Origin of the sequence: Leucobacter komagatae (genome assembly GCF_000834055.1) — a bacterium.
GTDB classification, from domain to species: Bacteria; Actinomycetota; Actinomycetes; order Actinomycetales; family Microbacteriaceae; genus Leucobacter; species Leucobacter komagatae_A.
This window is the reverse complement of the sequence record NZ_JXSQ01000029.1, coordinates 1-12,993: the sequence shown is the minus strand read 5'-3', so window position 1 is coordinate 12,993 and position 12,993 is coordinate 1. Positions and strand designations below refer to the sequence as shown.

9 protein-coding genes and 1 pseudogene are annotated in these 12,993 nt (G+C 65.2%); 7 read left to right on the top strand and 3 right to left on the bottom strand.

Annotated elements, in window-relative coordinates; genetic code table 11:
* Positions 1-76 precede the first annotated feature (76 nt).
* Positions 77-760 (top strand): annotated as a pseudogene (locus SD72_RS14415) (ABC transporter ATP-binding protein); the annotation flags it as partial.
* Between the two features lie 224 nt (positions 761-984).
* Positions 985-2,325 carry an FtsX-like permease family protein gene (locus tag SD72_RS14410; protein WP_042545167.1) on the top strand — a complete coding sequence of 447 codons (1,341 nt, stop codon included), beginning with the start codon at positions 985-987 and terminating at the stop codon, positions 2,323-2,325.
* Between the two features lie 75 nt (positions 2,326-2,400).
* Here the strand turns inward: SD72_RS14410 and SD72_RS14405 are convergent, their stop codons facing one another.
* Positions 2,401-3,900, bottom strand: a complete 1,500-nt coding sequence (locus tag SD72_RS14405) for a PucR family transcriptional regulator (RefSeq protein ID WP_042545166.1) — start codon at positions 3,898-3,900, stop codon at positions 2,401-2,403.
* Between the two features lie 150 nt (positions 3,901-4,050).
* On the opposite strand from SD72_RS14405, the gene hisD reads away from it, so the two are divergent.
* The 5 genes from hisD (at position 4,051) to SD72_RS14380 (ending at position 10,730) form a co-directional block, all read left to right on the top strand.
* On the top strand, positions 4,051-5,406 hold the full coding sequence (hisD, locus tag SD72_RS14400) for a histidinol dehydrogenase (RefSeq protein ID WP_332307510.1): 1,356 nt from the start codon (positions 4,051-4,053) through the stop codon (positions 5,404-5,406).
* A gap of 34 nt (positions 5,407-5,440) precedes the next feature.
* Positions 5,441-6,985 (top strand): GMC oxidoreductase, encoded by a 1,545-nt coding sequence (locus tag SD72_RS14395; RefSeq protein WP_042545164.1) that lies wholly within the window; start codon positions 5,441-5,443, stop codon positions 6,983-6,985.
* Positions 6,986-7,007: 22 nt separating this feature from the next.
* The gene (locus SD72_RS14390) at positions 7,008-8,801 is read left to right on the top strand and encodes a thiamine pyrophosphate-binding protein (RefSeq protein WP_042545163.1); all 1,794 of its coding nucleotides are present in this window, start codon (positions 7,008-7,010) and stop codon (positions 8,799-8,801) included.
* A gap of 70 nt (positions 8,802-8,871) precedes the next feature.
* Complete coding sequence (locus SD72_RS14385; RefSeq protein ID WP_042545162.1) at positions 8,872-9,549, top strand: ThuA domain-containing protein; 678 nt, start codon at positions 8,872-8,874, stop codon at positions 9,547-9,549.
* The gene (locus SD72_RS14380; protein ID WP_042545161.1) at positions 9,546-10,730 is read left to right on the top strand and encodes an iron-containing alcohol dehydrogenase; all 1,185 of its coding nucleotides are present in this window, start codon (positions 9,546-9,548) and stop codon (positions 10,728-10,730) included. The genes SD72_RS14385 and SD72_RS14380 overlap by 4 nt, the downstream gene beginning before the upstream one ends.
* 57 nt (positions 10,731-10,787) lie before the next feature.
* On the opposite strand, the gene SD72_RS14375 is transcribed toward SD72_RS14380, so the two are convergent.
* Together SD72_RS14375 and mmsA are read right to left on the bottom strand one after the other, a co-directional pair.
* Positions 10,788-11,987: an MFS transporter gene (locus SD72_RS14375; protein WP_052492732.1), complete on the bottom strand. Its 1,200-nt coding sequence runs from the start codon at positions 11,985-11,987 to the stop codon at positions 10,788-10,790.
* A 71-nt stretch (positions 11,988-12,058) separates the two neighbouring features.
* Positions 12,059-12,993, bottom strand: a 935-nt coding sequence (gene mmsA / locus SD72_RS14370) for a CoA-acylating methylmalonate-semialdehyde dehydrogenase (protein ID WP_042545160.1), incomplete at its 5' end; no start/stop codon positions are given.

Here is a 12,993-nt window from a genome sequence, read left to right as displayed (position 1 = left end):
CGCGGGTACTGGAGTACCACGCGCTTGGCACCCCGGGATGACGCGCGGAACGTTGGCAGCAGCGAAAGTGGGTGGTATGACGAATGTGATCCTCAACGCAGACCGACTTACCAAGCAGTACGGCAGCACATGGGCACTCGCCGACGTCTCCCTCGCACTCGCTGAGGGCACGTCGACGGCGATCATGGGCGCGTCGGGCTCGGGTAAGACCACCCTCCTCCACATGTTGGCCGGAATCCTCACCCCCGACTCGGGCACGGTGAGCTTCGCTGGCCATCCCATCAGCGGGCTCTCCGACGGCGAACGCAGCCGCTTGCGACGCGAGCAGTTCGGCTTCGTGTTCCAACAGGGCCTCCTCATCCCCGAGCTCACCGCAGTCGAGAACGTCGCGCTCGCGCTCATGCTCAACGGCATGTCGAAGCGCGACGCGGTCGGGCCGGCTGCGCAGTGGCTCGCCGCGCTCGGACTCGCGGGGCTCGAAGATCGCAGGATCGGGCAGCTCTCGGGCGGCCAGGCGCAGCGCGTCGCGATCGCCCGCGCGCAGGTCACTGGCGCGCGAGTGATCTTCGCCGACGAGCCGACAGGCGCGCTCGATTCGAAGACGTCGCAGGACGTCATGAACGCGCTGCTCCACACCACTTCCGGCAACGGCCGAACCCTCGTCGTGGTCACGCACGACCCGAACGTCGCCGCTCGCTGCCAGCGGGTCGTCACGCTCGCGGACGGGCGGATCGTCGCCGACACGGCGGCCAGCCAGGCAAGCCCCGCCGTGCCACCCGCAGCCGCGGGCCACCAGGTGCGGTATGCGCCCCCGGTGCAGCAGCCCGCCCCGGTGCAGCAACCGGCTCCAGTGCAGCAACCGGGCTACCCGGTGCAGCAGCCGGGATACCCCGCGCAGCTGGTGTTCCCGGGCCAGCCGGGGACCCCAGGGCAGCAGGCACACCCGGGGCAGCCGTTCAGCGCCGATGGTACGGGGGCACAGCGATGATCGCCCAGGTACTCCCGCTCCTCTCGCGCCCGAGCAGGCAGGGCGCCTCGGGGATCGTGCTCCCCCTCATCGCATTCGCGAGCGTCACCGCGCTGCTCGCGATCGTCCTCGGCGGCGCCCAGACGTTCTGGGGCTACGACGACGAGCTCGCCCCGCTCTACTGGTTCTGCGCGGCGCTCGCGCTCGTCCTCCTCATCGTCCCGCTCGTCTCGCTCGGCAGCGCAGCCGCCCGGCTCTCTGCCCGCAGGCGCGACGATCGACTTGCCGTGCTCAGACTGCTCGGGATGACCGGCCGATCCACCGCGCTGCTCGCCGTGATCGAGGCCGCGGGGGTCGCCCTCGCAGGGGCGATCATCGGCGTCGCCGTCTCCTACGCGGCAGCACCCCTCGTCGGCCTCATCCATTTTCGCGGCGAACCGCTCGGCGCCGCGGGCGTAGCGCTGCCACCGCTGCACGCGCTGCTCGTTCTCCTCGGTGTGACCGCGGTGGCGGCCCTGAGCGCCGTCTTCAGCCTGCGCCGCGTGGTGATCTCGCCCCTCGGCGTCGCGCTCAAGCAGACCGCGCCAAAGCTCGCTTGGGTGCAGGCCCTCATCGCGGTCGTCGGGGTACTCGCCGCCGTTGTCGTCGTGAACGCGATCAATGGATTTGGGCAGGTCGGCGGCATCATTGCGATGATCGGCGCCCTCGGGTTCGCGTTCGGCATCGCGCTGCTCGCCCTCGACCTCATCGGCTCGTGGGTGCTCGGCATGTTCGGCCGCTCGCGCGTTAAGCGGGCGCAGCGCCCAGCCGATCTGCTGGCCGCCCGCCAGGTGCTCGAGTCGCCGCGCGCCGCGTGGCGGCAGGTGTCTGGGGTTGCGATGGCGAGCTTCGTCGCCGTGTTCGCGGGCTCGGGCGTCGCGCTGCTCGACTCGGTCGACGACTCCGCAGCAGGCGCGGATGCCTTCCCCGTCGCCGACATCCGCACGGGCATCGTCATCACCGTGATCGCCTCGTTCGTGATGGTCGCCTGCTCGGTCGGGGTCGGGCAGGCAGCCCAGATCCTCGACCGGCGCGACGTGTCCCAGTCACTCGCGGTGATGGGCACTCCGCTCGAGGTGCAGGATGCCGCCCGCAGGAAGGCGACCATGTTGCCGCTGCTGCTCGCATCGCTGGGTTCTGCGATCCTGGCTGGCATGCTCGTGCTCCCGCTCCTCGGCCTCGCGATCATCATTGCGCCGCTCTCGATCGCCGTGGTCATCGGGTCCGTTGCTGCCGGGGTCATGCTTGTCGTGCTCGCGCTGACCGCAACGAAGCCGCTATTGCGCTCGGCGGCGGCAGCGGCGCCGCGGGCCGCCTAACGCCTCACCGGGAAGCGGTTGGCCTGGCTGGATCGCATCCCGCCAGGCCAACTGCGGCGAGCGCAGTGACACACGCTAACGACCCGAAAGCAGATCCAACCCTTTTACCGCGAGCAACAGGCTCTGCCTGCTCGCGGGATCCTCGAGCGAACGGCCAAGAATTTCGGTGAGCCTCACCAGCCGGTTGTACAGCGTGCGCCGCTGAATGAACAACCGGTTGGCCGCCTCGCTCTTGCGCCCGTCGACCTCGAGAAATGCGCGCAGCGTCGGCAGCAGCGGCACTGAAGAGTTCGCGTCTTTCTCAAGCAGCGGGCCGAGTTCGTCCTCAACGAAACTCGCGAGCTCCGGCCCCTGAGCCAGGGCGATGAGGATGCGTTCGACGCCCAACGAATCGAAGTGCAGCACCGGCGTTGTCAGGTGGGTGGCCAGCACCGAGGCTGCACTCCTTGCCTGAGTGAACGCTGTCGCGAGCGTGCGAACGTCAACCTGACGGCTCACCCCGATGCCGCGCGTGACCCCAGGGAAGAGGCCAGCGATATCGGTGTCCGAGCCGAGAGTGTCAGAAACCACGAGGGCGTACTCGCCCATATCGGCTGCGATGAGGTCGGTACGCTTTCGCACCGCAGACGTGTCGAACTCGACGCCGGGTTCCTTATTGGCTACGGCGACCATGAGCGCGTTCGGGTTGAGCTGATAGCCCAACCTGCGTGCCTGCTCGACAAAGCCGGGCCCGGTCAACTCCGAGAGCAGGAGACGAGAGACGAGGGCCGCGCTACGTTGGCGCTCCCGAGCCTCACGGCTCCGGTCGGTGAGCATTGAAATCGCGATCGCCGCTGCCGCGCGATCAGCGGCAAAGGGCGCCTCCGGGAGGGGATGCTGCTCGTCGTTGCCGGGGAACACGTGCAGATACCCCCAGGGCTGCCCTCGCATCAAGATCGGGCGCTGCACGCACGTGTGCTCCTGGATGTGATGGGAGCGAGTGTGCTGCGACCACTGCGCGAGCAGCCCGGTATCACTCCCCGTATACGCGACGACGCGGTGGGCGACATTCTCCACCACAACGTCGCAGCCAGACACGTCGGCGACGGTCTGCGCGATCGTGACCGAGTCCGCACCCATGAGGAGCAACTCGGAGAAGATCGTCTCCACTTCTCGTTCCCTGGTGAGTGTACGAACCCGCTGATCGCTGAGGATCGAGTGCACCGCAGAAGAAACGCCAGCGAATGGCACCTCCCGCTCCAACGCAATCACCGGGAGTCCGTGCTCTCGGCCAGCATCGACGACCGCCTCGGGGACGCGCGTGAACATGCGCCCCGACTCCTCGATCACCAGCGCAGCAGCACCAGCGGCCGCAACTTCTGAGATGAAACGGCGCTGGTCGCGAGCCGTTGCACCGATGCCAAGACCGGCGGTGAGCAGCAGTTCACCGCCGCGAAGAAACCGGGCGATGTCGGGGATCTCCGAGGAGTGCACCCAGCTCACGTCGCGCTGCAGGAGTTCCTCCCCCGTTAACACGCGAGGACCAGATTCCTGCAGCAGGTCTATCTCGAGGACCTGCTGAATCGTAAGAGCCATACCGACACTGTACACACACTGGGAAGTAAATCATCTAGATGCTTCACCATGTGAGTCTGTGCGGAAGGGCCACGTTCGCTGAGAATCGTAGATGTAACAAATCATCGAAATGTCAACGGAGACCCGTTTCTAGCACAGGAATGTCGCTCCGTGAAGTTTGCAGATGAACGACCTCGGAAAAAGAACGGTAGGTATGGCGTGTTTCACCTTAAGAAGCCCCGGCAGACGGACGCGCAGAGCACCGATGCTCAGGCCACGGTAACTGATACGGTGAAAACTGTGATCGCCGATATCGAGAATCGCGGCGACGCAGCGCTGCGCGACTACTCGGTGAAGTTCGACAGCTACTCCCCGGAATCGTTCCGCCTTTCGGAGAGCGAGATCCAGGAGATCATCTCCGGCGTTGACCCGCAGACGCTGGAAGACATTCAGACGGTGCAGCGCAACGTCGAACGGTTCGCGAAGCTGCAGCGCGACTCCATCACAGACTTCGAGTCCGAAGTCGAGCCTGGCGTCTTCCTCGGCCAGAAGAACATCCCGGTTGGCGCCGTCGGCGCCTACGTACCCGGGGGCCGCTACCCGCTCCTCGCCTCCGCGCACATGACCATCGTGACCGCCAAGGTAGCCGGCGTGCAACGTGTCATCGCCGCAACCCCAGCTCCGAACGGTGAGATCCCCGCGGCAAGCGTTGCGGCGATCCACTACGCCGGCGCCGACGAAATCTACCTGCTCGGTGGCGTGCAGGCGATCGCCGCGCTCGCCGTAGGCACCGAAACGATCGACCCAGTCGACGTGATCGCTGGCCCCGGCAACGCGTTCGTCGCTGAGGCGAAGCGTCAGCTCTTCGGGCGCGTGGGCATCGACCTGTTCGCCGGACCGACAGAGGTCCTCATCATCGGTGACGATTCCACCGACCCGTTCCTCGCGGCAGTCGACCTCCTCAGCCAGGCCGAGCACGGTCCAGACTCGCCCGCCGTCTACGTCACGACTTCGCAGGCCAACGCCGCAGCAGTCATCGACCAGGTCGAGCGTCAGCTCGAGGTACTGCCAACGCGGGAAATCGCGGGCAAGGCTTGGGAAACAGTCGGCGAGGTCATCGTCGCGGACAACCTCGAAGAGGCATTCCGCATCTCTGATGAGTACGCGAGCGAGCACGTCCAGGTGCTCACCGCGGAGCCACGGCTCGCGCTGGAGCAGCTGCAGAACTACGGTGCGCTGTTCCTCGGAGACCGCACCTGCGTCTCATACGGCGACAAGGTGATCGGCACCAACCATGTGCTCCCCACCATGCGCGCAGCACGTTACACCGGTGGGCTCTGGGTCGGCAAGTACCTCAAGACCGTGACCTACCAGGAGGTTCGCACGGACGAGGCAAGCGCCGCCCTCGGCGCACTGCTTGGTCGCGCTGCCCGCGCCGAGCGATTCGAGGGGCACGCCCGGTCGGGCGACATTCGCGCAGCACGGTTCACCGGCGAATGGCCGGCATGGTCCGAGGGGCTACGTTGAGCCAGACGCATACTGGACGTCGAGAGGAACTCCTATGACGAGCAGCACTCCATCCCCCTTCACGCCGCAGCAGGCGCTCACTGATGATGGGGTCGTGCGAACCGACGTCCTCATCATCGGTTCGGGCCCCGGCGGTGCGGGTGCGGCACACGGGTTCATCGGCTCGGGCCTGAACGTGCTCGTCGCCGAGCGCGGCGGCCACATTCCGAACGTCGCAAAAGACAACATCGTCACAGCGATGTACGTTCAGAAGCGCTACACAAATGTGGAGCCATGGATCGACGCCGCAACCGGGAAGCCGTTCACGCCAGGCACGTACTACTACGTCGGCGGCAACACGAAGTTCTACGGCGCCGCCCTGCCGCGGTTCCGCAGCGAGGATTTCGAGCGCGTCGAGATGGACGAGGGCGTCGCGCAGCCCTGGCCGTTCTCCTACGATGAGCTCGAGCCGTACTACACGCGCGCCGAACAGCTCTACCGCGTGCGCGGTCAGCTCGGTGAGGATCCCACTGAGCCACACCACAGTGAGCCCTTCCCGTTCCCGGCGATCGAACACGAGCCCGAGATCGAGCGATTCTCGGATGCGCTCAAGCGCCAGGGGCTTCACCCCTACCACTCTGCGAACGGCATCCACTTTGCGAACGACGTTGAGCGCCTCGAAGAGGCAGGGTCAGACGGCACCCCGAGCTTTGCTGACCGCAAGTCCGATGCCTGGAACTCGCTGCTCAAGCCTGCGCTTGAGCAGGATCAGCAGATTCAGCTCGTCACCGGGCTGCGAATCACGCGATTGCTGCGATCGGACACCGGCGACCGTGTGGTTGCCGCAGAAGCAGAGCTCGATGGCAAGCCTGTAACGATCATCGCAGACCGGTTCGTGCTCGGCGCTGGCGCAGTCAGCTCCGCCGCGCTCCTGCTGCAGTCAGACATCGCGAACTCTTCTGGCCTTGTCGGGAGGAACTATATGGTGCACAACACCACGTTCCTTGTCGGCATCAACCCGTTCAGGAAGAACCGCACGTCCTGGCAGAAAACCATCGCGGTCAACGACTGGTACCTCCGCGACGGTGACCGCCCGCCGCTCGGAAACATGCAGATGCTCGGCAAGCTCAGCGCTGACACGCTGAAGGGCTTCTTCCCGTTTCTGCCGCGCTTCATCCTGAAGATGGTCACCGATCGCAGCCTCGACTTCTGCCTCATCTCAGAGGATGTCGCTGACCCGGAGAACCGTGCGGAGGTGCGCGACGGCAAGATCTTCGTGCATTGGAAGCGCAACAACTATGGCGCGCACCGTCAGCTCGTGAAGAATGTTGCCCGCGTCGTCCGCAAGGCGGGATACCCGTTCATCTTCACCCGCGTGATGGGTATCGCGACGAACTCGCACATGTGCGGCACTCTCGTCGCAGGCGACACCCCGGAGACATCGGTTGTCGACCGCAACTGCAGGTCGCATGACCTCGAAAACCTCTGGGCTGTTGACAGCTCGATTTTCCCCTCGTCGACTGCGACGAACCCCGTACTGACGATCACCGCGAACGCGCTTCGCGTAGTCGAAACCATCCGAGCCAGCGAAGCTCGCTAAGCCTCATACGAAGGAGACAGACATGTCGAACCAGATTCTTACCGGCGGTCAGATGATCGTCGATAGCCTTATCCGCCAGGGTGTGGAGATCGTATTCGCTGTGCCTGGCCACGGCAACACCGCGCTGCTCGACGCGTTCGTCGATCGCGAGGGTGAGATCACCGTCGTGCAGGCAATGCACGAGCAAGGCGCCGCGCACATGGCTGACGGGTACTACCGCGCATCGGGGAAGATCGCAGCGGTGTGCACGTCGATCGGCCCTGGCGCGACGAACACCGTGACCGGCATCGTGACAGCGTTTTCAGACTCGCAGCCCATGATCGTGCTCACCGGTTCGGTGCACACCTACATGGAGAACCGCGGGGTACTGCAGGAGATCGACCGACCCAACGGCAATGCGTGGGGTGCGATGATCGAGAAGGCAGTGAAGCGCTGGTGGCGGCCCACCAACCTTGGCCAGCTCCCCCGCGTCATGGCGCAGGCGTTCAATGCGATGCGCGAGGGTCGTCGCGGGCCGGTACTCATCGATGTGCCGCAGGATCTGCAGGCCGAGGCAGGCGTGTACGAGCCGTTCGACGGTGCGCCGGCAGAGATGGCTCGCCCGGAGGGTAGCCGTGCGGCCATCCGCCAGGCGGCGGATCTGCTTCGCTCCGCGAAGCGCCCGGTGATCCTCGCCGGCGGTGGCGTCATCGCCGCGGACGCGAGTGGCGAGGTTGTCGCGCTCGCAGAGCGTCTCGGCGCCCCGGTAACGCACTCGTTCATGGGCAAGGGAGCTGTGTCGGCGCGGCACGACCTGTACGCGTGGCCGTGTGGCGACCTCGGGTCGATCCCCGGCAACGCCGTCACCAAGCAGGCCGACGTGATCGTCGCTATCGGTTCGCGCTTCAGCGACCGCATCACGTCCTCGTACCGCAACGGCGTCACGTTCAACTTCCCCGAGACGAAGCTCGTGCACATCGACATCGATGCCTTCGAGATCGGCCGCAACTACCCGGCGACCGTCGGAATCGTTGGCGACGCCAAGTCGACGCTGGCCGTGTTGCTGGAAGAGCTCGGGGAAACCGAGCTCGACTACCACGACACGGAGTACTTCGCGGAACTGCAGTTCCTGAAGCAGGAGTGGGAGGAATACCTGCGCCCTGCGCGCGAGGCTGCGGTGACCCCGGTCACGAACTCTCGCGCGATGGTCGACATTCGCAAGGCGCTGCCGGACAACGCCATCTGGGTGACCGACTCGAGCAACCCGGCGAACGGCGCCTTCAACGAATTCCCCATTTACGAGCCGAAGACCAACATCGTCGCCGGCGGAATGTCGGGGATCGGCTTCGGGCTGCCAGCGGCCATCGGGGCACAGATCGCGGCTCCTGAGCAGCAAGTGGTCGCGTACATCGGCGACGGGAGCCTGCTGCAGACCGGAACTGAGCTTGCCGCGGCGGCGATGCTCGGAGTTCCGCTCGTTGTCATCGTTATGAACAACGGTGGCTGGGAAGCGATCAAGGATCTCCAGATCAACCTCTTCGGGGACGACCGAACACTCATCACGAAGTGGAAGCACGCAAGCGGGGAGCCCTACTTCCTCAACACGGTGGAATTCGCGAAGTCGATGGGGGTCGCCGGCGAGCGCGTCGAGCAGCCGGAAGACGTGTTCGCAGCGGTTGAGCGCGGGATCGCCGCACAGGGACCGTACGTCGTGGAAATCATGAGCGCCAACGCGTTGCCGTGGACGAAACTTCACGAGACGGGGTGGTGGGACATCACCGTTCCCGCGTACCTTGGCGAGAAGCGCGACACGTATGTGAAGAACCGCGGCTTCTAAGTCGCAGAAACGGGGTGGCGCGGAACAACCGCGCCACCCCGAACTTGCACCTCACACGAAAGGACGAGAAATGTCGAAGCGCGTTTTGTACTTGTACGGCGGTTGGCCAGGGCACAACCCATACGGCGTAGCGGAATGGGCGAGAGAGCTGCTCACGGAGCTCGACTTCGAGGTTGTCGAAAGCAACGATATCTTTGCGCTCGACCAAGACCTTACGGGCTTTGACCTCATCGTCAACAACTGGAACAACGCACTGCTGAGCGAGACGCTCACGCCGTCACAGGAGCAGCACCTGCTCGGTGCCATCGAGCAGGGCACCGGGTTCGTATCGTGGCACGGCGGAGGGGCGGCGTTCCGCGGCAGCGTCATGTACCACATGATGCTTGGCGCTGACGTCTTCTACCACCCGGCAGGCGAAGGCGTGCGTCACCCGCACCCCGTGCGCGTGACAGACGGCGACCACGAAGTCACCGAGGGCGTCACCGACTTCCAGGCTGCAAGCGAGCAGTACTACATGAACGTGGATCCGCGGAATCATGTTCTCCTCGAGACCACGTTCGATGGCGAACACATGCCGTGGCTTGACGGCCAGGTCATGCCGCAGGCATGGGTAAAGACGTGGGGCGCCGGTCGCGTCTTCTACAGCGCGCTCGGACACTACCTTGAAGACCTCACCGAGCCCGCCGTCGAACGCCTCATGCGCCAGGGCATCACCTGGGCCGCACGACAGCAAGGTGCAGAGAAATGACCGCTGAGTCCGCCGCACGCACCGTGCGCACGCTCGCGGTCCCGCCGCGGATGCACGTTGGCGGCGGCGCGATCCGACGGGTCGGCGAGGTCGTCAAGTCCCTCGACGCCTCGCGCCCGGTAGTGGTCACCGATGCGTTCCTCGCCACCACCGGTGTCGCGCAGAGCGTTGTCGATGATCTGAGCGCCCAGGGCATCGACGCCGTGATTTTCAGCGGCACGGTGCCAGACCCGACGAGCGGTTCGCTCGATTTGGGGCTCGAGATGATTCGTGACCACCGGGCTGATATTGTCATCGGCCTCGGCGGCGGCAGCCCGATCGACACGGCGAAAGCGCTTGCCGTGCTCGCGGTCATCGGTGGATCGATGCGAGACCTGAAGGCCCCCGTCTCCTACGCGGGCGAGGCTCTGCCGATTGTCGCTATCCCGACTACGGCTGGCACCGGCTCTGAAGCCACCCAGTTCACGGTCATCAGCGATGACGAGACCGGCGAGAAGATGCTCTGCGGCGGCCCGTCGTATCTCCCCGTCGCCGCCGTGGTCGACTACGAGCTCACGCTGACGATGCCAGCACGGTTGACCGCAGACACGGGTATCGACGCGCTCACCCACGCTGTCGAGGCGTACGTGAGCAAGAAAGCCAACGGTTTCACCGACGCGCTGGCGCTCGGCGCGATCGGGGCGATCGGTAAGCACCTCCGCACGGCGTACTTCGATGGCGCGAACGTTGAAGCCCGTGCTGCGATGATGCAGGCCGCTACGTACGCTGGCATCGCGTTCTCGAACGCCAGCGTAGCGCTGGTGCACGCCATGAGCCGCCCCATCGGAGCACATTTCCACGTCGCGCACGGCATGGCGAACGCCATGCTCTTCACGGAGGTCACACGATACTCCCTTGGCGCTGCAGACGACCGCTACGCGGCGTGCGCGCGGGCGCTGGGTGTCGCGGATGCGGCTGCGTCTGACGCGGCTGCAGCGGAGTCGCTCGTGCGCGAGCTGCAGGCGCTCAAGCTGGAGCTTGAAGTCCCTACTCCGCAGCGCTTTGGCGTGACAGCGGAAGCTTGGGAAGCCGCGATTCCGGAGATGGCCCAGCAGGCAATTGCTTCCGGGTCGCACCTGAATAACCCTCGGGTGCCGACCGCAGCAGATATCGAAACGCTGTACCGGGCGATCTACAACTAGTAGTTACGGTCGCGCGAGCCGTCTGTGGCTCGCGCGACCGTTCACGTTTCACCGATTTCAGACCGCACGCTTTGGTGGCCGTACTGCACCAATTGCGAGGGTTCCCAGCAGCACAATCACGAGCAGCGGCACAAAGGCGAGCCGCATGCCAACAGCCTCCCCGAGGAAGCCAACGAGTACCGGGCCGAGCAGCATCGTGGTGTATGCGATAGCTGCAACCGCGGCGACATCCTGCGTCGCAGTGACGCGATTGTCCGCCGCAGCGGACAGCGCAACTGGGTACCCGAGTGACGAGCCGATCCCCCAGGCAACGACCCCGAGCACGGTGAGCGCTGGGACATGGGACACCATGACCGTCAAGACACCAATTGCGCAGCACAGCGAGGTGAGCCGCAGCATCGGAACCCTGCCGAAGCGGTGCAACAGGTACGCGCCAGCGAGCCGGCTCACGGTCATCGCGGCGAAGTAACTGCTCAGCGTGAGCGCGGCCTCCCCACGGCTAAAACCGTGCTCGTCCACCAGCGATAGTGACAGCCAATCGTTGGCGTTTCCTTCGGCCAACGAGATGCTCGCAGCGAGCAGGCCGAGCAGTAAGACCCGTCGGGACCGCCACGCAACGTATGGCCGCGCTGGCCGCTCGGGAGATGCTGCGACGGGAACGACAGCGTGCTCGATGGGGCTCGTCCGCGGAATCTGGCGAATCGCGATGCAGCTCAGACCGATGACAAGCACCGCTACGCCGCCGAGGTGGATCGGAAACGCGACAGACCAGCGCTCAGCGATCGAGCAGGTGATCAACGCAAGGAGCCCACCGAAGCTGAACGCGGCATGCAGTATCGGCATGAGGGGCCGCGACGCGGCCCGCTCGACATCACCGCCGTTGACGTTGATGGCGACATCGTGGATGCCGAACCCAAGGCCGTAACACACCATGACGACGCCTGCCGCGATCACGCTGCTGCCACCGCTCCACAGCAAGGCTGTGGCGAGCGTGAGCGCCACAGCTTGCAGGGCCAACCACGCCCAGAGCGAGGTGCGCACCGAAACCCGCGCGAGCACTCGGGCAGCGACGGTGAACCCGATCACCGATCCGACCGCTGGGCACAACACCAACAGGCTCAGATGTGCGGTGGAGGCATCCAAGTGGTCTCGGATGGCCGGGAGCCTCCCCAGCCAAGAGCTGAACATGAAGCCTGACAGCCCAAAGAACCCGGCGAGACTCACTGCCCAACGACGGATTTCGTGCTTCGTATACATATTTACCCTTCATACGACAGCGCTGGCGGCGCCCGAGCACACGGCCCGGGCGCCGCCAGCGGCGGGAACTCTTAGCTGTTGCTGGGGAAGCCGAGGTCAACCTTCGACGGCTCAGCGTTCGGCCAACGGGTCGTCACGACCTTCGAGCGGGTGTAGAAGTGGATCGACTCGGGGCCGTAAATGTGGGAATCACCAAACAGCGAATCCTTCCACCCACCAAAGGAGAACGAACCGACGGGCACGGGGATCGGCACGTTGATGCCGACCATTCCGGCCTCAACCTCGAACTCGAACTGGCGCGCGACGCCACCGTCGCGGGTAAAGATCGCGGTGCCGTTACCGAACTGGTGGTCGTTGATGAGCTGCAGCCCATCCTCGTAGCTGTCGACGCGGACAACCGCGAGCACAGGCCCGAAGATCTCGTCACGGTACACCTTGCTGCTCGTCTGCACGTGATCGATGAGCGAGACACCCGTGAAGAAGCCGCCGCCCGCGAACTCTGCCTCACGCCCATCAACGACGACCGTTGCACCCTCCGCTGCGGCTCCCGCGACGTAGGACTCGACGCGATCCTTCGCATCCTGCGTGATGAGCGGGCCCATCTCGGATGCGGGGTCGGTGCCGTCACCGATCTTGAGGTCTGCCATGCGGTCAGCGATCTTCTGCACGAGTGCGTCGCCCACGTCACCGACTGCGACGACGACCGAGACCGCCATGCAGCGCTCGCCGGCCGAACCGTACGCTGCCGACACTGCGGCGTCCGCCGTCATATCAAGGTCTGCATCTGGCATGACGAGCATGTGGTTCTTCGCCCCGCCAAGCGCCTGCACACGCTTGCCGTTACCGGCCGCGCGCTCGTAGATGTACTTCGCGATCGGGGTCGACCCGACAAAGCTGATCGCCTTCACATCCGGGCTGTCAAGCAGCGTATCCACGGCAACCTTGTCACCGTGAACGACGTTGAGGACACCGTCAGGCAGGCCGGCCTCGCGGAACAGGTCAGCGA

What these genes read in the sequence shown, in the direction of transcription:
- SD72_RS14390 (WP_042545163.1), top strand. Translation starts at nt 7,008, where the DNA reads ATGTCGAACCAGATTCTTACCGGCGGTCAGATGATCGTCGATAGCCTT.
- SD72_RS14410 (WP_042545167.1), top strand. Translation starts at nt 985, where the DNA reads ATGATCGCCCAGGTACTCCCGCTCCTCTCGCGCCCGAGCAGGCAGGGC.
- SD72_RS14385 (WP_042545162.1), top strand. Translation starts at nt 8,872, where the DNA reads ATGTCGAAGCGCGTTTTGTACTTGTACGGCGGTTGGCCAGGGCACAAC.
- SD72_RS14395 (WP_042545164.1), top strand. Translation starts at nt 5,441, where the DNA reads ATGACGAGCAGCACTCCATCCCCCTTCACGCCGCAGCAGGCGCTCACT.
- SD72_RS14380 (WP_042545161.1), top strand. Translation starts at nt 9,546, where the DNA reads ATGACCGCTGAGTCCGCCGCACGCACCGTGCGCACGCTCGCGGTCCCG.
- SD72_RS14375 (WP_052492732.1), bottom strand. Translation starts at nt 11,987, where the DNA reads ATGTATACGAAGCACGAAATCCGTCGTTGGGCAGTGAGTCTCGCCGGG.
- SD72_RS14405 (WP_042545166.1), bottom strand. Translation starts at nt 3,900, where the DNA reads ATGGCTCTTACGATTCAGCAGGTCCTCGAGATAGACCTGCTGCAGGAA.